Genomic DNA, 18,590 nt, shown 5'->3' with positions numbered 1-18,590 from the left:
ATTTAGTAAGTGTCAGACATGCAACCCTCACTTACTGTCGGGGTGTCGGACGCTCATCCGCTCTCCCTCCGGGACCGAGATCATGTTCGGTTCGCCGGTCTCGAAGTCGAGGTAATCGATCGCCACGTTGTCGTCGTCGGTGACGTCGCCCTCCCAGCCCTGAACGACGCCCCACAGGTCGAGCGACGTGTCGACGCACACGAGGTCGCCGGGGTTGAGCTCGCTGACGCGGATGCCGTCTTCGGGTTCGGAGTACCCCTCGAAGAGATCGCCGTCGTCCGGTAGGTCGCCGGCGCTCGAGGTGCCGGCGGCGTCCTCGTCGACGAACCGGACGGTCGACGTCGAGAGATCTGCGGTCGTCTCGGTCAGGACGGTGGCGGTGTCCTGCTGCTCAGCGCGCGATGCATCGAAGGGGACGATGAGCGCGGAGGCCCACTCCTCGTACATGGGGTCGAGCATGACGCCCTTGTCGCCGTCGACCTCGGGCCGGGGGTCGATGATCATCTTCCGAGGGTGGACCGGGTCGGCGGCGCGGAGCTTGTGCAGGAACGCGAGGTCCTCGATCTTGTCCTCGGTGACCTTCGCCGGGTCGGGCGTGAAGTACGTCTGGATGTCGACGGGGTTCGACTCGTCGTTCAGGGAGACGCCGCGGCCGCGCTTGTTGCGGGGTACGGCGACGCCGATCCCGAAGCTGTCCCACATCATGTTCGCGCCCTGGGGCGAGAGCCGACCGAGGGAGAGTCGGGCGCCGAAGTTGTCGCGCATCTCACCGCCGAGGAAGGTCACGTCTGGACGTTGGATGCCGAGCACCATGTGGATCTTCGCTGTTCGCGCGAGACGGGCGAGGTCGGGGATGAGATCGAAGACGGGCGCCTTGGCCGCACCACCCTTGGGCTTCACGGACTTGTACCAGCGCTCGACACGGGCCTGGAAGGTGGCGTATTCGTCGATGATCAGGAACAGCGGTTCGAAGTCGGAGATCCGCGCCTTGCCGGATTCGATCAGTGAGTACCGCTGCTCCATCAGGTCGTGCGCAGCGTGCAGCATCCGCACCTGGTGCTCGACCTTCGACGCGACGAGTTCGACGTTGGGCCAGTCGCGGAAGCCGGCGAACTCGATGCGCTTGCCGTCGAGCACCCAGACCCGGTACTTCCGGAGCGCGAGCTCGGTGAGGATGGTGTGCTCGGCCGAGGTCTTCCCGGATCCGGTGCCGCCGACGATGAGCATGTGCGGGGAGACCGACGGCTGCCAGAAGAGCTCGTGGCCGTCCTCGTCGACTCCCATCGGGATGCGGCACTTGTCGTAGGTGGCGTGGTCGACGTCGGGGTAGCTGTCGAGGAGCGGGTGGTCGATTCGATCGGGCATCGATGGGCGGACCTCGAATCGGACCCGGTCCTCCTCGAGCTGCCACCTCGACCGCCACTGGCCGGGGAGCATCGAAGCGAGCGCCTTGTCGACGCGGGCACGGTACGACGCCATCGACGCTCGGACGCCGAGCTCGTCCCGGACGGTGATCGACTTGACCGTGCCGTCCTCCGCGGTCTCGACGGTGACCTTGCCAGGCGCGGCGCCGAGGAGGTCGTGCACGACCTTCTTCGCACGCTCGACCTCGGGGTTCTTCGGCGCGAGCTCCGTCGGGTCGATCTCGAGCAGCAGCACGCACTGGCGCACGTTGTGCTTCCGGACGCGGTACTGCGAACCGAGCCGCCGGCGTAGGTGCTCGAGGACCGTCTCGACGAACCCGGGATCGGTGTCGTTGACGATGGCGGCGTACCGGATCCGGATGCGCTGCGGCAGCCCGATCCATCCACCGGTCCACCTCGAGGAGGAGACGAGCTCGCGGGAGGGCATCCGCGCGCCGATCGTTCCGCTGACCGCCTCGATCGCTCCGTCCATGAACTGGGAACGCTGCTGCGCTCGGATGCCGAGCGTGGTGACGGCGGCGGCGGCGAGCATCGCGGCGATCGCGATGCACCACGCGATGACGGGACGATCGAACGCGAGCGCGATGCCGGCGCCGAGCAGCCCGACGGCGAGGACGACTGCGAGGTTTCGCGGCCAGTGCGCCGGCTGCGGGGGCAGCCGGACGATCGCGGCCTCGGCGGTCGGATCGACCGGCGGCCGGGTGGGAGACAGGAATGGCATCGGATGCTCCTCGTATTGCGTGACCCATGCAGACGGGTTGCCTGCTGACTACGAGTAGGTGACGCAATGCGGGCGCAACGGACACGGCAGACGAACGTCCACAGGAGGAAGCCTTGATATCCCCTTGACAGCAGTGTTACGCTCGGCCGTGCGCGCTTGCGGGTAAGCGGACCGAGCGAAGCACAGCCGCCTCGGGCAACATTCCGCAGCACAGCAGCTGCACGCAACCCCCGCGCTAGATGCTGATCAGCGTCGCGACAGGCGGGAATGTCGGCAGTCGGCGAGACGTTGGACATCACACCCCCGGCGGTCTCTTCGCTCGGCACGGGCCCCATACTTTGCCCCGCATCGCGGATGGCCATGAGCCCCAGCACCGAGCCGCACGCCGGGGGTTATCGCGTCTCCGGGGCTTCCCGGCCGCGGCGTTCTGACCACAGGTCGGTCATCGTCTGCCCCTGCCGCGACGTCGCGGACGGATCGACTCCGCGTGCTTGCTTGGGTGCGGGCGGGAACGGTTCGCCGGCGTTGTACTTCGCCTCGAGGCGAGCAGCTTCCGCTTCGAAGAGTCGGGCGACGAGCGCGTTGAGCGAGGGCGCGAGGTCGTCGTCGTCGACGGGCTGCTCGGTGTGCCGGGTCCCCCACCATGCGGCCTTGAGGCGTTCATGGTGCTGCTGGGTGTGGAGGTAGTAGGCGTGGGATCGGTAGCCGCGCGGGGTCGCTGCAGCGTCGTCCGGGTTCGGCATGCTCATCGCTTCGGGTGGAAAGAGACCGGCGCCGGTCTCGGGGTTCGGGGGGACGCCTTGTGGCGTGTGCCCGGCAGTTTACGGGGCAATCAAGACCCGTCCCGGCGCGTCGAATGGTCCCAGACATGGCCGTACCGCCGGCGAGGTTGCAGCCATCTGCCGGCGGTACGGGGTTGTGCGGCGGGGTCTTGATTGCCCCGCGGATCTCAGCGCTGGCGCTGCATGCTTCGGCGCCGCGCGACTCGGACGACGACCACGATCGCGAGGACGATGACGGCCACGGCGATGAGGCACCGGCCGAAGTCGAGGCCGGCGGTCGGACCGAGCGGGATGAGGACGTGGTCGGTGACGAGCACGTGCCAGCGCACGAGGAAGTCCTGCGCGGCGGGCACGAACTTGGCGACCAGGACGGGCGCGATCGCGGCGCCCACGATCGCGAGGACGAACCAGTTGAAGAAGTCGTCGTCGTCGTCGTTCTGCGTCATGGTGGTGCTCCTAGGTCAGGGGATCGAGGGGGCGCGGTACTGCTTGGACGCCCAGGTGAGCGGTACCGCGTAGGTGCCGTTGCTGGTCTGGTAGCTGCCGCCGGTGGGCGGGCTGTCTTGGTCGGTGGCAAAGGCGTGGATGCACCAGGTGACTGTGGAGCCGGCGCCGACGTCGGACGGGCCGTCGATGCCCTTGCAGGAGCCGGTCGTCAGTGTGTTGCTGGTGGGCAGCGGGTCGGAGCCGGGGTGCGTGGCGATCGTGAACCGCCGCAGCACCGCGGCGGTGAGCGCGTCGGTGCTTGGGACGATGCGGGTCCCGTCAGAGTCGGTGATGCCGAGCACCTCGAGGGAGACGTGCTGCTCGTAGACGGTGGTGACGTCCTGCAGGTTGCTGCTGTCCGATCGCAGTGCGTCGAGCTCGCTCGTCGACGCCGTGGTGAGCTCGCTCATCGTCACCCGTGCGTAGACCGTGTCGCCGGCGACGTCGTCGAGGGTGAGCGTGGCGGGGAGCCCCACGGAGATCTCCGAGCCGATCGTTGTCATGCGGGTGCCGGCGAGCTCGTTCAGCGCCCGGGCAGAACCGCTCGACGCCGATCCGGTCGGTGCGGCGGCGTTCGGGGTGCCGGAACACCCGGCGAGGGCCGCGACGAGGGTCGCAGCGGCCGTCAGTGCGATCGTGAGACGTCGGCAGCTCATGAGGCTCCCCCGATGGCGTTGACGCGCCAGAACGTCGGAGAGACGCCGTCGATCTGGAACTGGTAGCTCTTGGCGTGGGTGAGGTTGCGGCCGTAGTCGGGCGAGTGGATCAGGCCGCCGTGCCCGTCGTAGATCCCGATGTGGTGCCCGACCCAGGCGACGAGGTCGCCGGCCTTGGCCTCGGATGCGGGGATCTGGTGCGACATCGCGAGCTGCCCGGAGACGACCGGGCTGGGCAGATCGATGTTCGCGACCTGGTGGTACATGTAGTACACGAATCCGGTGCAGCACCATCCTGCGGAGGGGCTTCCGGCGGAGCCGCATGCGCTCGAGTAGGGGACCTTGCCGACGAACTGCTCGGCGTAGTTGACGATGTCGACGCCGGTCTTGCCGTTGGGGGCTGTCCAGGATGCTCCGGAGGTGTCGGCGGCGGGCATCGCGTCACCGCTGCCCTCGTCGGAGCTGCCGGTGTCGCAGCTACCGAGGTCGGTGGTGAGCGTCGTGTCGGTCGCGGTTGTGGTGTCGCTGGTGACGGTCACGTTGCGGGCCTTCATGATGTCCGCGGCTTCGTCTTCCCACTTCGCGTACGCCTCGGGGAACTTGGACACCTGCACGGCTTGTGCGGCGCCGGCGAGGGAGCGGGTCTGCCAGTTCGGGATGTCGAGCAGCCCTGCCGGGGTGCCGCCGTTGGGTCCGAGCGGGCCGCCGTAGAACGCTCGCGCCGCGTACCCCGTGTCCATTCGTTCGGCGACGGTGCCCCAGTTCGGTCGCTGCTGGAACACGCCCACTGAGTCGTGGTCGTGGCCGGTTGCGTCGTGGTCGATCGCCATCGACTCCGGGACGGTGGTGTTCGCCAGGTTCCGGAGGGTGGACTCCTGCAGGGCCACCATGAGCGCGATCTGGATCCCGCGAGACGAGACACCCATTCCCTGTCCGACGGCGATGATCGAGCCGGCGTGGCTCATCTGCGTGCGGGTGAGCTTCATGTCGCCCACCTGGGCGGCTGGGAGCGCGGTCTCACCACCACTCGGGACAGACGTTCCTCCGGCGTCGGAGGTGGTGCAGGAGCTTTTGGCGTGCTTGGCGGCTTGCGCGAACCCCATGTAGGACCCGAGGCCGCCGAGGAACAGGACGCCGGGGAGCACGATGACGACGGCTGCGGCAGCAGCGATCGCGCCGATCCACTTCTTCATGCCTTCCCTCCCTTGGCTGCGGCCCGCTCGAGGGCGGCGCGCACCGGCGATCCGACGGCGCGCTGCCGACGGGGCAGCGTCGTGACGTTGTACGCGCCGCGGCGCGGGGGCGCTGCGGGCGCGATGCGGCCGGTCCCGTCCCGGTCGACGACGATCTGACGGCCGAACGGCGTCGACGTCGACGAGCTGCCCTCAGAGGCGGTGGGAGCCTCGTAGGGGCGTGTCTGACGGCCGGTGCGGGGCTGTTCCGCGGCGGGGAGCGCGCGGGCGCCTCGGGGCTGCTGCAGGTGGCGCTGCAGCACCTTTTGTCCGGCCATCGTGCCGGCCTTCATGACGACGGCGGAGGTGCCGCCGCTGGCGGCCGCGAGTGCGAGCTGTGCGGCGTTCCCGGCTCCGGCGAGGAGCTTGCCGCCGAGGCCGGAGCCACCGCCGGTGCTGGGGCCGTTGCCGGCGGCGGCTCCCCCGGTCCCTGCGGGCAGTGCGGCCCGGTTGGGTCGCAGCGGTGTTGCGGTGTACTCGCCGGCGTGCCGGGTGCCGGAGCCGTCGGATGCGGGCAGCTCCTTCTTCGCCGTGGGCTTGGACTCGAGGGTGGGGCGGTTGCTGAGCCGGTTGACGGCGTACCGTCCGGCGGCTCGAGCTCCGGCCTTGAGGACCGGGTGCTGGTTCTGCCGCGGGGTGCTGCCGAAGCCGATGCGTGCGAGCCGGTCGGCGAGGCTCTGCCCGGCCTTCTTCGCCTTGTGGCGGGCCACGAACAGGGACACGATCAGCACGATGACGACGAGGTCGATCAGGAAGGTGCGGCCGACGATGTTGAGACCCGGCATCGTCTTGCCGTCGGTGGCGCTTGCCATCAGGTCGGTGAGGATCTTGAGGTACGCGGAGAGCATGACGACGCTGATCCCGACGCTGATCGCGCCCGTGTACATGCCGATCAGCGATCGCCAGAGCGCGACGCGCGCGACGCCGGGGGCGACGCCGGCGTAGACGGCGCCCATCAGCTTCAGGGCCTGTGTGAGCGCGTAGAAGACGCACATCATCAGCACCACGGCCATCGCGAGACCGAGCAGGAAAAGCACGAGCGAGCCGAGGGCGACCGTCGCCGCGGTGAAGATCTGCCCGACGCCGGGGTGGGTGGAGAACTCCTTCGCGTCGGCGTCGCAGCCGCCGACGGCGTCGCGGACGCTCGTCGAGGACGTGTCGATGGGGCTGGCCTTCTTCATCTCCTCGGTGAAGGTCTTGTCGCACTGCCCGGTGAGCGGGTGGCCGAACGCGATGATCTGGGCGGGGTCCCGGACGAAGATGTCCATCATCTGGCTCGTGATCGTGGACGAGAGCACCTTGGCGCCGTCGTCGACCGAAGGGGTCCCGGTGGGGCCGGTGGAGTCGTCGGAGACGATGCTGACGGAAAGGTTCGCGCCCCACTTCTCCGCCCACGGCAGCGCACCGTGTTCCCCGGTCAGCGCCGCGACGGGGTTGGCGAGGATGCCGACGGCGAGGATCGAGCACATGATCGAGACGGCGATCTCGCCGAACCCGGTCGCGTAGCGGCCCTTGAGCATCACGAACCCGCCGATGCCGGCGGCGAGGGAGAGCGCGAAGGGGATCCACCCGATCTGCGAGAGGGTGTTCTGCACGAGGGTGGCGATGTCGTTGAGCGGGGCGGAGATCCACCCGACCCACTGGAAGCCCAGCAGCCACTCGAACAGCCACAGCATCCACCCGATCGCGATGATGTTTCCGTTCCAGATTGAGTCGACGATCTGCGCGTTCCAGGACTTGGTCCAGGTCCACATGTCGCCGCGGTCGAGCGGGAGCACCGCGTAGTGCTGCAGGGAGACGCCGCTGCTGTCGGTGATCGTGGTCGGCGGCAGGAACGGGACGGTGATGTCCTTGCTGTCGGCGTAGGCAGCCGTGGTGCCGGCCATGACCATCAGCGCCCACCACGAGGCGAGCACGATCACGGTGGCCCAGCGCGGGTGCAGGCGTGCCCAGTGCCAGGCGCGGCGGATGCGGATGCCGGCGCGTCGGGTGAGGCTGGCGTAGAACGCGATGATCACGAGACGACCTCCAACTCCTGCTCCCGCTGCCCGGGGGTGGTCAGCGTTGCGGCGCGGCGAGCGGGTCGCAGGGAGACCGTCTTGCGGATCTTCCCCATGCGGCCGCGGGCGTCACGGAACAGACCCTCGCCGCGGCGTTCCGGCGCGACCTTGTTGTCCATGCCGAGCGGGGAGACGTCCTCGGTGAGCAGCTGAACCATCTGCGGGTTGTCGCCGAGCCCGCGGTGGAACCAGTTCAGGTTCACGGCGGCGAGGTCGGCGTCGGTCTGCCGCATCAGGACCCGGTTCTTGATCAGTCCCCGCATGACGTCGTCGCCGAAGTCGCGGGCGTCGTGTCCGGCGACGATGACGGGTGCGCCGTGCTTGCGGCCGTCTCGGATGAAGGTGAACAGCTCCTGACTGCCCTGCGGGCTGGCGGTGATGTGAGCGACCTCGTCGAACGCGGCGACGGTGAGCTCGTTGGGACGGGTGAAGCACACCTCGCGGGCGATCCGGGTCAGCAGCGCGTACATGGCGCGGCCGAAGAGCTTCTCGACGCCGAGTTCGCGGAACAGGTTGTCGTTCTCGATCTCCTGCTTCTCGGGGAGCGAGACGCCGTGGGTGAGGAACACGATCGCTCGGCTGTTGAGGTCCAGCGGCGGCAGCGACTCGTCGAAGAGCACCGCGCCGTACTCGTTGCGGGAGTAGAGCCCCATGAGCCCGGCGAGCTCCTTGGCGGAATCGTCGGTCTTGCCGAGCTCGCGCAGGTGCGCCAGGAGCGCGCCGGCGCTGGTCAGCCCAGCGTCGACGGCGGTCTTGGGGTCGAGCAGGTCGGCGAGCATGATGCCGCCCGGGGAGCGAGCGGGAACGCCCAGGAGCGCGGAGCAGAGGGTGAGCATCTGCCCGGCGCCGATGCGGGGACCGAAGACACGGAGCGGGTCGAGGGACCACTCGGGCTCCGTGAGGTCGGCGATCGCGGTGTGCTTCGGGTCGAGGGAGCGCGCGAAGACGCCGTACTCGCGGGCCTGCGTCCGGTCGATGGCGACGAACCGTCCGCCGCGGTCATGGACTGCGCCGAGAACGTCCTTGAGCAGCACGGACTTGCCGGCGCCGAGCTCGGCGCAGACGCCGACGGACCCGGAGACGTCTCCGGTGATCTGCCCCCACAGATCCAGCATCACCGGGCGAGGAGTGCCGGCGGTGATGTTGTCGGCGAAGGGCATGCCGGCGTCGTCGCCGAGGTCGGTCGAGGTCAGCGGGATCATGCTCGCCCAGTTCGACCCGGTGGTCAGCTCGGTGAACTCGCGGACCGGCCGGCTCATCGGCACGCCGGGGTGCATCGCCCACCACAGCGCCTCCTGCGCGCCGAGGGCGTTGTCGAAGATGAACTCGATGCCCTTGAAGTCCTTCGCGAGGAACTGGGCCTTGTCCTGCGCCTCTTCCGGGGTGCTGCCGGCGATCGCGACGATGAGCGTCATCTGTACCTCGACCTCCTTCTCGGAGATCCCGAGCGCTTGGTGGAAGTCGTTGAGGTCGCTGGCGACGTGGTCGAGCTCGCCGCCGGATCCGGTGATCGCCGCGGTGCCCTCCTGCTGGTCCATCTGGTCGGTCAGGTTCGATTCCGCCCGCTTGTTGCGGTTCTTCGCGTCACGGCCGCGGGTGGTGGTGAAGCGGATCGCCCAGTCGGCGTTGACGCCGAGCTCGTCGATGCGCGCCATCCAGTCGACGGCGAGGGGTTCCCAGCCGCCGAGCGGAGTGCCGGCGAGGGCGAGCATGACCTGGTAGCTGGCGGTGTTCTCGCGGGGGTTCTGGACCTTGAGGAACCGGCGCCCGAACAGGTCGAGGCGGCTGAGCTTGCTGCCACCGTCGGACTGTCCACCTTCGTCGAGCAACGGCTTGGGGAACACGCTAGGCGGGGTGTAGCGGGCGGTGGCGGCGTGCACGTCGGCGTAGTTGGCGGCGCCGTTGGTCTTGCCGGACCCGGTGGGCGACGGTGCGGCCTGCTCGACGCGGAGGCCCCGCAGTTGGTGGTGCTCGGCGATCCAGAGCTGCTCGGCCGCTGACGCACGGCGCGGCTCGAACACGTCCGGGATCGCGCCCTCGATCTGGTCCGCGGCGTGACGTGCGGCGGCTGTCTCGATCGGCGACGGCGGGTTGACCGGAAGCGAGAGGGAGTCGCGGAGCGAGGTGTCGCACATGCGCGCGAACGCGAGGCCGCGGTTCTTCCAGCTTCCCGCCCGCAGCGGCACCGCGAGCCAGAACTCCCGCTTGCCGAGCGGGCGTGCCTCGAGCTCGTCGAGCATGAGCAGGCCTTCCTCGGCCCAGCCGGGGTACTGCTCGATGTCGACGCCGGCGAGCATCTTGTTCACGATCACCTCGGGATCCAGGTCCGCGGTGAGGCCGAGGAGCAGACCCTCGCCGATGACGTTCTGGATCAGAGCTCGGTGCGCCATCAGCGCCTGCCGGTTGCTGTCGGAGTCGCCGAAGCCCTTGGCCAGGCCCGCGAGGCGCCAGGTTGCCCAGACGACTCCGGAGCGGGTCCACATGAGGTGGCCGCGGATCGCGGCGACGGGTGTGCGCATTACTTCGACTCCTTGTTCTGGGCCTGCTCGAGCAGGTGCTCGAGCCCCGTGCGGGCACGGCGGGGACGGAGAGGGATGACGTTCTCCGGAAGGTCCTGCGGGTCGGGGACCGTGAGGACTGCTGCGGCGGGCACCGACGTGGCCGGAGCGAGCTCTGGCGCGGCCGGTGCAGGTGTGACGGTCGGGTGGGGCCGCTTGGCTGGCTTGGCCCGCTTCGGAGCTGTCACAGCGACGGGGACGGTGCGGGCCGCGGCGGCGAGCTCGTCGTCGTCGAAGCAGATCGCGGTCGTCCCGGTGACCTGGTGCGGGGCGGCCAGGCGCACCGCGGATCCGTCGTACCGTCCCGTGGCGGGCGCGTGGACCGCCGTCAGGGCGCTGAGGGCGAGATCGGAGAGCTTCCGCCGGGTGGTGGGGATCTTGCCCGACATGAACACGACGCCGGCGCAGACGAGCAGCAGCGCTGCGGTCTGGATCAGCGGAGCGCCGATGGGCGGCCCCCAGATCGGCTTGGTCCACCAGCCGACGACGAACACGACCACCCCGAACGAGAGCTGCGGCAGCGTGTAGGGGCCGCCGGGGATCTTGCCGCCACCGGGCAGCTTGCCCAGCAGCATGGGGATGCGGCGCGCTCGTGTGAAGAAGCGCGCGATCGGTGTCTCGGACTGGTAGGCCATCGTGGATCAGGCCCCGAACTGGGTACCGACCTGGTCGGAGATCGTCTGGATGCCGCCGTTCGCGAGCCAGAAGACGAACGCCACTGCGAGGATCGCGATGATCACGGCTGACGCCTTGTTCTTCATCTTCATGACGAAGTAGACGATCGCCACGGAGATCGCGGCGCTGAGGGCGTTGTGCCAGAGGACCTCGAGCGCGTTGATCTGAGTGTTGGCGGTGTCGATGATGCCGCCGGCGACGGCGCGGGTGGAGCTGGCGATGGTGTGGATGGTCATGTCAGTTGCCCTTCGTGGTGGGTGTTGCCGAGGTCGGAGTGAAGACGCGGAGCGGATCGAGAGGTGATGCCGGTGCCGCACGAACGGCGACGGTGGCGGCCCCGAGTGAGCGGACGACGGCTTCGTACTGGTTGGGAAGCGAGCGATCGATCACGATGAGGCGGCCGCGGACACGGCCGATCACCTTCCGGGGGCTGATGCCTGCGGACATGTCAGTTGCCCTTCGTGGTGGGTGTTGGGGTTGGGGTTGAGGTGGACTTGGTGCTCTCGGTCAGAAGCGGCGTGGTCGCGATCGCGGAGACCTCCCAGCGGTCCGCGCGGGCGCGCAGCGTCATCGCGTAGGAGACGGGGAGGCTGTGACCGGTTTCGTCGGCGACGGTCACGGTCGCCAGGACCGGGATCTCGACGCCATCCGAGGGACGCTCTGCCGGACGTTCGGTCGCCGTGATCGACACCGGGGTCAGCGACGAGTACGGCGCCGGTGAGATCGCCGGCAGAGACTTCGACGGAGCCGTGAACGGGTCCGTCTTGCCCTGCCCCGTGAGGTAGGCGTCCAGGAAGGACACGACGGTCTCCCCCGCGCTGCTGGACGGGGCGATCGGGCTGCTGTAGGCCGTGCTGGGGGCCTGAGCGGAACGGCTGGGGCCGGCGACGGGGGCAGGCAGTGCGATGGGGGTGAGGTGCGTGCCATCGACGGCGATCGAGGCCTGGAAGTACCGACGCGGCCAGGCCGCCTTGTCGTCCTCATCCGCGGATCCGGGCTTGACGTCCGCGGCGACGACGACCTGCAGGACGTCGGAGGTTCGCGTATCGATCGACGCGACCGCCAGGTTCCGGTACGACGTCGCGTTCTTGCTCAGCGTCTGCGCCGAGGTGTCGATGTACTGATCGAGGGCGCTGCTGTCCTGCTGGGTGGCGCTGAGCCAAGCAGCGACGTAGCCCAGCGCGTACGAACCGGCGGACTGCTGCGTGACGCTGACCGTTGTGCTCTTCGGCGCCTGCTGCGTCACCTGCGCCGTCGCCGGCTGCAGCATGTTGCCGATGAAGGCGACAGGGCCGGACACCAGGCACGCGGCGACGAGGATGCTGACGCCCTTCGATCCCATCGCGGACCCGCTGGTCCACTTCGCGGTCTGCGCACCGGCGGGAGCAGCCGACGGCTCTGCAGCATCGGTCGTCGTCGCCGGCTCGTTGTCGCGACGCTTCTTTGGGAACCTCATGCCACACCTCCCATGAACCCGTTGGCGTGCGAGATCCGTCGCGCAGCTGCGTTCGCTGCCGCCTGACGATCGGAGTTGAGCAGGTCCACCACGCGGCGCTGCGTCGCGCGGTCGAAGGGCTTGTCCATGAGCTCGGGCACGACGTCGTGCAGCTCGGTCGTGACGTCGAGCACCGACGCCGCGTCGTGGATGAAGTCGCGGTACTCGTTCTCGGACGAGGTGCTTCGTCCCTTGCTGTTTCCCACTCGCCGGGCCTCTCTCGTGGATCCGAGACGGCCTCTCGCCGTCCTGTCACTCGGAGTAGGTGCCACCAACGGCAGCTCGCGGACATCCCGTCGAAGAAATTTCCTCACTCAGCCACGATCAAGCCGCCTATTCAGGCGTTGATCTGGGATTTTCCAGACCACTCCCCCGCCGAAATTTTTGGGCTCGCGACCGGCTCAAGACCAAACGATCAAGAGATCGATCCCGACCGGCTGAGGAACGTCGCTCCCGCAACCACGCACCACGGGAGGGAACCAGCCATGCCGAGCACCGCACACGAGACGGACTTCTCCGTCCTCGATCTGCTGAACCGCGAGTGGCAGACCCGGCACGCCACCGCGACCTACGACTTCGACGAACTGGGCTGCATGACCGGCGCCGAGCTCGTCCAGTACCTCAGCGCTCGCGACGTGCCCAAGGCAGACCAGGACGCTCGACTGCACCAGGCGATCACCCTCGCCCTTGCCAGCAGAACCCCGGCGGCCCAGGCCGCAGGTCGAGCTGTGCTGCAGCGCATGATCCCATCCGCCGTCCGCCTCGCAGCTACCTGCACCGCGCTCGTCGGCATCGGGACCGACGAGGCCATCGGAACTGCGGTCTCCTGCCTCTGGCAGGCCATCCAGTGCTACCCCGCACACATCCGCCGCTCCGTACAGGGCACTCTGCAGCTGAACACCCTCAGCCTGATCAACTCGACCGAAGGCGTCCGTCGACGCGATCGGCGCATCCAGGTCCTCCCGACCGAAGACTCCATCCTGCAGATCCTCGCCGAGCGCGAGGACGAGCTCGACCTCGAGCTCGGCTCGTCCGCGACGGGGGACCAGGGCTTCGACGATCTCGTGCGCGTTCTCACCTGGGCGATTGACACCAAGGTCCTCGCGCGGAAGGAAGTCTCGATCCTCGCTCGAGCAGACCTCGGAGACGCCGAAGACCGCGCTGAGCTCGCAAGGGATCTCGGGTGCTCGGCGGCGACGATGACCAAGCGCGTCTGGCGGATCCGCAAGAAGCTCGTCGACGCGGTGCGCTCCTACGTCGCCGAGCACGGATCGTGGTGACCCAGACGCCCCTCCCCCGCCCCCTACGGCCCCTGACCGCCCGTCAGGGGCCGTTTCGCGGGTCGACGGCCAAGCCCCCATCGGTCAGACTGCTGCGGACCCCGGCGGACAAGTCACTGATGCCTTTCCGCCAGGTACCTGCATGGTCAGACGCAACCCCTGCTGCACCTGGGCTGCACCTCGCCAACATGCTCGCGCAAGCTGACGCAATACGTGCGCTATATGCGTTGCAGCTAGCAGCAATCTGTCATTGTGCAGGCATTATCCATGCGCGAGGGTTGCGCAACAAGCGCAACACCCTTGCGCGTGAAAGACGCATGGCGCGCGCTGGCCGCGGGCCTGCATGCGCTCAGATGCCTTGCATATTTAGTTGTGCTGACGCGTACATTGCACTAGGCTTGCGCCATGCAGCCATCACAGAGCCGTTTTGCTAGCGCCGGGAGCACGACATGCTGACTGAACAGGAGCGATCGCGCCTGCGCCGTGTCATCACGTGCCAGAGCAACAAGGGTGGCGTCGGCAAGACCAGCATCAGCACGAACGAGGCCGGCGTCCTTGCCGAGGCGGGCTACAAGGTGCTCCTGATCGACCTGGATCCTCAGGGCGACGTCGCCGACGACCTTGGGTACCGCGGTACCGAGGCTGACGACGGGGGAGCCGCGCTCTTCAACGCGATCGCGATGGACCAGCCTCTCGTTCCCGTCAAGAACGTCCGCCCGAACCTCGACGTCGTCCCCGCGGGCCGACGCACGGCGATGCTCATCGACCACATCCACGGCGAGACGCTCCGCGGGCAGGACGTCAGCGAGACGCTGGCACGCCGGCTGCTCGACATCGCCGACCAGTACGACGTGATCCTCATGGACACGCCACCGGGGGAGGGCACCATCCAGACGCTGGCGCTGGTCGCCGCGCGGTGGATTCTCATCCCGACCCAGCCCGACGACAGCTCTCTCCGCGGGATCTCAAGCCTCGCCGACCGCGTGGTCGCCGTCCGGCCCAAGAACCCGGAGCTCGCCGTCCTCGGCGTCGTGCTGTTCCCCGTCGCCAAGAGTGGTACGCGCATCCTCGCGGACACCCGTTCGATGCTCGAGGCGATCATGGGCGGCGTCGCACCAGTGTTCGCCGCGACCATCCGACAGGCCCAGGCATCCGGGGTGAACGCCCGACGTCGTGGGCAGCTCGCGATCGAGCTCGCACGAGACGCGGACGAACAGGAGCCCTGGTACAAGGTCCTGCGCGCCGCGAAGGACGCCCCGGCTGACGCAACGACCGCGAAGCGCGGAGTGCGGATCGCCGACAGTGCCAACAGCCTCGCCGGCGACTACCTCCGTCTGACCGAGGAGATCCTCACCACCCTCGCCGCCCACGAGCGGGCCCAGGCAGCGACGGAGGCCGGCGCATGAACGCCGCAGCCGACACCAACGAGCCCGGCAAGGCTCGCCCCGCGCAGCACGAGGACCTCAGCGCCAAGTTCGGCGCCATGCTCGCCCGCCCAACCGCCGCGCCAGCAGCTCCTGCACCCGCCGACACGGCATCCCGCGCGGAATCGGCAATGCTTGAGCCGAAGACACCCGCAGCCGCACCCGAGCGGTCGGAACCGTCCAGTGCACCGCGCACCCAGGCTCAGCCGAAGGACCGGGCACCGCGCAAGCAGCGGGCTGCAGTCAGCGACATCCCTCCGGAGAGCGTGGCTCCGGCCGCAGACGGGACGCCGTCGAAGGCGGACCAGGCGATCCCGTTCAACCTGCCGCTGCGAGTCTGGAACCGCCTCGAGGCGTACCGCCGCGCAACGGGCATCAGCAACCCGAACATCCTCTTCAACGCCATCGAGGCGACCTACGAACGGCTCCCCGAGCTCGTCGCGGCGCGGACCGTCAGCTTCGGCGGCGGCACCGGTGGCGGCACACGACTGTTCAACCGTCCGCAGACCGCCGCACAGCGGGCCGACGACGGCGAGACCAAGAAGCAGCTGATCATCCGGGTCAACAAGGAGAACAAGCAGATCCTCGACGACCTGTGGCCCGAAGTGGGCGCTCCGAACCGAACGGTGATGGCCGTGGCTGCGCTTGACGACTTCCTTCCGAACGACGACTGAAAGGCAACACATGACTGTCACGACTGAGGGCAAGGGGGCTCGGCGGGGGATCGGATCTCGATCTCGTAAGCCGAGGACCTCAAATCGTGCCCAGCTTCCGACGCCGGTCTCATCGCGGCGACGCCCGATGGTGATCGGGCTGGGGGTGGCGCTGGTCGTCATCGGTGGGCTGACGACCTACCTGGTGGCCAACGGTCAGAGCAACACCGTCACAGTGCTCGAAACGAAGTCGAGCGTGGCGCGGGGGGACACCATCACCGCCGAAGACCTCAAGCCGATCCAGATCACCACGGGGCAGGGCACCGGTGCGTTCACACCTGACCAGGCTGCTCAGGCCGTCGGGAAGGTCGCGCTGGTCAACCTGCCCTCGGGCACGTTCGTCACGGCGAAGAACGTCGGGAACAGCCTGCCGGTTGCGAACGGCTCTTCCGTGGTGGGTGTGGCCCTGACCGCGCAGCAGATGCCCTCGTACCAGGTCACGCCCGGTGACAAGGTCCGGGTCGTCGTAACGCCCGTCGCGCAGGGCGAGCCGCCGGAGAACACCCCGCAGAGCTACAAGGCGACCGTCTTCGCGACGAAGTGGAACAGCAAGACGAACCAGTGGATCGTCGACCTGGTGGTGCCGAACGCGCAGGCCACCATCATCGCCGCGACTTCCGCGACCGGCCGTGTGGCGCTCGTCGTCGACTCCGACGCCGCAGACACGTCGGGAGACTGACCCGTGGCCGTCATCACGTTTCTCAGCGTCGCGGGCGCACCGGGCACCACCACCTCGGCGGTCGCGACGGCCATGCAGTGGCCACGACCGGCGCTGTTCATCGAAGCCGACATCGCCAAGACGAGCAGCATCCTGCCCGGGTTCTTCCGCGCGCAGTACCCGCACACCCGCGGCCTCTCCACGCTCTCCCTCGAACACCTGCGCGGTGAGCTCAACCCCCGCGGCATCCTCGAGTCCGCGTACCGGCTCGGTGAGCGCTACTTCGTCGCTGGCTTCGACTCAGCCGCCGCCGGCGCCGGCACCACATCACTGTGGGGTGCCCTCGCCGGCACGCTCGCCGCGTTCGAGGGCGCGAACACCGACGTCCTGATTGACCTCGGCCGCTACGGAGTCAACGACGTCCGAGCGCCCCTCCTGCAAGCGGCGGACAGTGTCCAGGTGACGCTGCGGCCGACGCTGCCGGAGATCTACGCCGCACGCGACCGCGTGGCCGACCTCCGGACCCGGCTGCAGCCGGTCGGGCACGTGGACCACCTCGAGCTGTGGCTCGTCGACGACGTCGGCGAGCAGTACGGGCAGGCGGAGGTTGCGAGCCTGCTCGACCTGCCGATCTCAGCACGCATCGACCACGACCCATCCGCTGCCGCGGTGTTCTCCCGCGGCAGCAACCCACCGGGGAAGTTCGACCGGTCCCGGTTCCAGCGAGGCATCAAGGCCGGCATCGACACGATCTCGCAGAACATCCAGCAGCGACAGGACCGCCTCGGCGTGCGCCCGTCCGAGACCGAGGAGGCCACGGCATGACCAACGCACCCGAGCAGCGCACCCTCAGCGGCCTGCCACTCTTCGGCGCCAGCAGCGACCCGGCAGCGGTCCAGGTCATCCCGCCGGCGCCGCAGCGCTCCGACCGCGGCACCGAGACCCGTAGCCCCGGCCAGCACCTGCTCGCAGCGGCCGGGCGGCAGCAGCCGCCCCTGCCGCCGACGTCGGCTCCGGCGCCGGCGCCGGCGCCGGTCAGCGCGCTCGCACAGGACGAGCCGTCGCCGAGCACGGGGGAGTGGGGCGAGGGGGACTGGGATCTGGTCGCGCAGCTGCGTGTCACGGTGGCGAACAACCTCGCCAACGCCGCCGGCGCCGACATGTCCGACGCCGACCGCCGCGAGCTCGCCCGCACGCACATCGCGGAAGCGATCAGCGCGCACATCGACCGGGTCGTCCGGGAGAGCGGCGACAGCACGGCATGGACCTCGGAGCGGCGCCACGCGATCTCCAAGGCCGTGTTTGACTCCGTGTTCGGCATCGGCCGGCTGCAGCCCCTCATCGAGGAGGAGGGGATCGAGAACATCCACATCATCGGCCACGACACCGTCATCGCGTTCTACGCAGACGGACGGATCGAGGCCAAGCCACCGGTCGCGCGATCCGATGCCGAACTGCTGGAAGAGCTGCAGTTCATTGCCGGCCACGTCAACGGCACCGAGAACTCCCGCCCGTTCAGCGCCTCGGACCCGCAGCTGGACCTCGACCTTCCCGGCGGCGCCCGCATGACCGCCACCGCCCCGCCGATCGAACCCCGACCCTCCGCGACAATCCGTGTGCACCGCTTCGTCGACGTGACGCTGGCGAGCATGTCGGCGGTGAACCGCACTCTGACGCCGCCGGCGGTGCTGTTCCTGCAGGCAGCCGTGCGAGCCTCACGCCGCATCGTCGTCGCGGGAGCTCCTGGAACTGGCAAGACCACGCTCATGCGTGCGCTGTGCAACTCGATCGACCCGTTCGAGCCCATCGTCACGATCGAGAAGGAGTACGAGCTCTACCTCGACCGGATGGGCGATCGGCACCACCTCGTGTACGCGATGCAGCACCGTCAGGGGCAGGGCGAGCGTCTGCCGGACGGCACCACTCCCGGCGAGGTGAACGTGGTGCGGCTGTTCGACCAGGGCCTCCGCAAGGACACCCGCCGCTTCATCGTCGGCGAGGCACGAACGGCTGAGGAGATCGAAGCGATGTTCCAGGCGTTCCAAACCGGTGTCGGTGGCATGTGCACGATCCACGCCGAGAGCGCGTCGGACACCATCGGCCGTATCGCCCGCCTGGCGATGCGCACCCCCGGTGTCACGCGCGACGGAGCGTACGAAGAGATCGGGCAGGACATCGACCTGATCGTCCACATGGACCGGATCCTCGAGGACGGCCGGTTCCGCCGCATCGTGACGGAGATCGCCGAAGTGCAGGCCGGGGAGGAAGGCAAGCCGCCCGTCGCGCACGCCATCTTCCGCGCCAACCCCGCGACCCACGACCTCGAGGCGGTCGGCCGCCCCACTGCGCGCCTGCTCGACCGGCTGGTCGCTGCCGGCCTCGACGAGTCGAAGTCGCTGCTGCCCGGAGGTGACCTGTGAACGCCG

Annotated in this window: 18 protein-coding genes; 6 read left to right on the top strand and 12 right to left on the bottom strand. The window is 68.8% G+C overall.

Translation table 11 applies throughout. From position 1 onward, the window contains the following. Positions 1-27: 27 nt before the first annotated feature. From LQK89_RS17900 to LQK89_RS17845, 12 genes are all read right to left on the bottom strand, one after another. The gene (locus LQK89_RS17900) at positions 28-2,145 is read right to left on the bottom strand and encodes an FtsK/SpoIIIE domain-containing protein (RefSeq protein WP_231051053.1); all 2,118 of its coding nucleotides are present in this window, start codon (positions 2,143-2,145) and stop codon (positions 28-30) included. 392 nt (positions 2,146-2,537) lie between these two features. Further along, on the bottom strand, positions 2,538-2,894 hold the full coding sequence (locus LQK89_RS17895; protein WP_231051052.1) for a hypothetical protein: 357 nt from the start codon (positions 2,892-2,894) through the stop codon (positions 2,538-2,540). A gap of 200 nt (positions 2,895-3,094) precedes the next feature. Next, complete coding sequence (locus LQK89_RS17890) at positions 3,095-3,373, bottom strand: hypothetical protein (RefSeq protein WP_231051051.1); 279 nt, start codon at positions 3,371-3,373, stop codon at positions 3,095-3,097. Positions 3,374-3,388: 15 nt separating this feature from the next. Further along, entirely contained in the window at positions 3,389-4,069 is a 681-nt protein-coding gene (locus tag LQK89_RS17885) for a hypothetical protein (RefSeq protein WP_231051050.1), read from the bottom strand. Beyond that, positions 4,066-5,262, bottom strand: a complete 1,197-nt coding sequence (locus LQK89_RS17880) for a C40 family peptidase (RefSeq protein ID WP_231051049.1) — start codon at positions 5,260-5,262, stop codon at positions 4,066-4,068. Before LQK89_RS17880 ends, LQK89_RS17885 begins: the two co-directional genes overlap by 4 nt. After that, positions 5,259-7,319, bottom strand: a complete 2,061-nt coding sequence (locus LQK89_RS17875; protein ID WP_231051048.1) for a hypothetical protein — start codon at positions 7,317-7,319, stop codon at positions 5,259-5,261. The genes LQK89_RS17880 and LQK89_RS17875 overlap by 4 nt, the downstream gene beginning before the upstream one ends. Continuing rightward, a complete protein-coding gene (locus LQK89_RS17870) occupies positions 7,316-9,880 on the bottom strand; it encodes an ATP-binding protein (protein ID WP_231051047.1) in 2,565 nt (854 codons plus the stop codon). Before LQK89_RS17870 ends, LQK89_RS17875 begins: the two co-directional genes overlap by 4 nt. Then, positions 9,880-10,554, bottom strand: coding sequence for a hypothetical protein (locus tag LQK89_RS17865; protein ID WP_231051046.1), 675 nt, complete (start codon positions 10,552-10,554; stop codon positions 9,880-9,882). Before LQK89_RS17865 ends, LQK89_RS17870 begins: the two co-directional genes overlap by 1 nt. Positions 10,555-10,560: 6 nt before the next feature. Then, positions 10,561-10,830: a hypothetical protein gene (locus LQK89_RS17860; protein ID WP_231051045.1), complete on the bottom strand. Its 270-nt coding sequence runs from the start codon at positions 10,828-10,830 to the stop codon at positions 10,561-10,563. Between the two features lies 1 nt (position 10,831). Further along, positions 10,832-11,041 carry a hypothetical protein gene (locus LQK89_RS17855; protein WP_231051044.1) on the bottom strand — a complete coding sequence of 70 codons (210 nt, stop codon included), beginning with the start codon at positions 11,039-11,041 and terminating at the stop codon, positions 10,832-10,834. A 1-nt stretch (position 11,042) separates the two neighbouring features. Then, a complete protein-coding gene (locus tag LQK89_RS17850) occupies positions 11,043-12,050 on the bottom strand; it encodes a conjugal transfer protein (protein ID WP_231051043.1) in 1,008 nt (335 codons plus the stop codon). Continuing rightward, positions 12,047-12,295, bottom strand: a complete 249-nt coding sequence (locus tag LQK89_RS17845) for a hypothetical protein (RefSeq protein WP_231051042.1) — start codon at positions 12,293-12,295, stop codon at positions 12,047-12,049. The genes LQK89_RS17850 and LQK89_RS17845 overlap by 4 nt, the downstream gene beginning before the upstream one ends. 279 nt (positions 12,296-12,574) lie before the next feature. Between LQK89_RS17845 and LQK89_RS17840 the strand changes: the two genes are divergently transcribed. From LQK89_RS17840 to LQK89_RS17815, 6 genes are all read left to right on the top strand, one after another. Beyond that, entirely contained in the window at positions 12,575-13,369 is a 795-nt protein-coding gene (locus LQK89_RS17840; RefSeq protein WP_231051041.1) for a hypothetical protein, read from the top strand. A gap of 449 nt (positions 13,370-13,818) precedes the next feature. Next, positions 13,819-14,775, top strand: coding sequence for a ParA family protein (locus LQK89_RS17835; RefSeq protein WP_231051040.1), 957 nt, complete (start codon positions 13,819-13,821; stop codon positions 14,773-14,775). Further along, the gene (locus LQK89_RS17830; protein ID WP_231051039.1) at positions 14,772-15,467 is read left to right on the top strand and encodes a hypothetical protein; all 696 of its coding nucleotides are present in this window, start codon (positions 14,772-14,774) and stop codon (positions 15,465-15,467) included. Before LQK89_RS17835 ends, LQK89_RS17830 begins: the two co-directional genes overlap by 4 nt. Positions 15,468-15,594: 127 nt before the next feature. Beyond that, positions 15,595-16,185 (top strand): SAF domain-containing protein, encoded by a 591-nt coding sequence (locus LQK89_RS17825; RefSeq protein WP_231051038.1) that lies wholly within the window; start codon positions 15,595-15,597, stop codon positions 16,183-16,185. Between the two features lie 3 nt (positions 16,186-16,188). Beyond that, positions 16,189-16,989, top strand: coding sequence for a hypothetical protein (locus tag LQK89_RS17820; protein WP_231051037.1), 801 nt, complete (start codon positions 16,189-16,191; stop codon positions 16,987-16,989). 335 nt (positions 16,990-17,324) lie between these two features. Next, positions 17,325-18,584 carry a CpaF family protein gene (locus LQK89_RS17815; protein ID WP_231051036.1) on the top strand — a complete coding sequence of 420 codons (1,260 nt, stop codon included), beginning with the start codon at positions 17,325-17,327 and terminating at the stop codon, positions 18,582-18,584. Positions 18,585-18,590: the final 6 nt, after the last annotated feature.

The sequence above is a fragment of the Curtobacterium sp. C1 genome (assembly GCF_021049325.1).
Taxonomy (GTDB): domain Bacteria; phylum Actinomycetota; class Actinomycetes; order Actinomycetales; family Microbacteriaceae; genus Curtobacterium; species Curtobacterium citreum.
This window is presented reverse-complemented; position numbering and strand designations above follow the sequence as displayed.

Coding starts and splice junctions, on each gene's coding strand:
- LQK89_RS17900 (WP_231051053.1), bottom strand. CDS start 2,145: ATGCCATTCCTGTCTCCCACCCGGCCGCCGGTCGATCCGACCGCCGAG.
- LQK89_RS17895 (WP_231051052.1), bottom strand. CDS start 2,894: ATGAGCATGCCGAACCCGGACGACGCTGCAGCGACCCCGCGCGGCTAC.
- LQK89_RS17890 (WP_231051051.1), bottom strand. CDS start 3,373: ATGACGCAGAACGACGACGACGACGACTTCTTCAACTGGTTCGTCCTC.
- LQK89_RS17885 (WP_231051050.1), bottom strand. CDS start 4,069: ATGAGCTGCCGACGTCTCACGATCGCACTGACGGCCGCTGCGACCCTC.
- LQK89_RS17880 (WP_231051049.1), bottom strand. CDS start 5,262: ATGAAGAAGTGGATCGGCGCGATCGCTGCTGCCGCAGCCGTCGTCATC.
- LQK89_RS17870 (WP_231051047.1), bottom strand. CDS start 9,880: ATGCGCACACCCGTCGCCGCGATCCGCGGCCACCTCATGTGGACCCGC.
- LQK89_RS17865 (WP_231051046.1), bottom strand. CDS start 10,554: ATGGCCTACCAGTCCGAGACACCGATCGCGCGCTTCTTCACACGAGCG.
- LQK89_RS17860 (WP_231051045.1), bottom strand. CDS start 10,830: ATGACCATCCACACCATCGCCAGCTCCACCCGCGCCGTCGCCGGCGGC.
- LQK89_RS17855 (WP_231051044.1), bottom strand. CDS start 11,041: ATGTCCGCAGGCATCAGCCCCCGGAAGGTGATCGGCCGTGTCCGCGGC.
- LQK89_RS17850 (WP_231051043.1), bottom strand. CDS start 12,050: ATGAGGTTCCCAAAGAAGCGTCGCGACAACGAGCCGGCGACGACGACC.
- LQK89_RS17840 (WP_231051041.1), top strand. CDS start 12,575: ATGCCGAGCACCGCACACGAGACGGACTTCTCCGTCCTCGATCTGCTG.
- LQK89_RS17835 (WP_231051040.1), top strand. CDS start 13,819: ATGCTGACTGAACAGGAGCGATCGCGCCTGCGCCGTGTCATCACGTGC.
- LQK89_RS17830 (WP_231051039.1), top strand. CDS start 14,772: ATGAACGCCGCAGCCGACACCAACGAGCCCGGCAAGGCTCGCCCCGCG.
- LQK89_RS17825 (WP_231051038.1), top strand. CDS start 15,595: ATGGTGATCGGGCTGGGGGTGGCGCTGGTCGTCATCGGTGGGCTGACG.
- LQK89_RS17815 (WP_231051036.1), top strand. CDS start 17,325: ATGTCCGACGCCGACCGCCGCGAGCTCGCCCGCACGCACATCGCGGAA.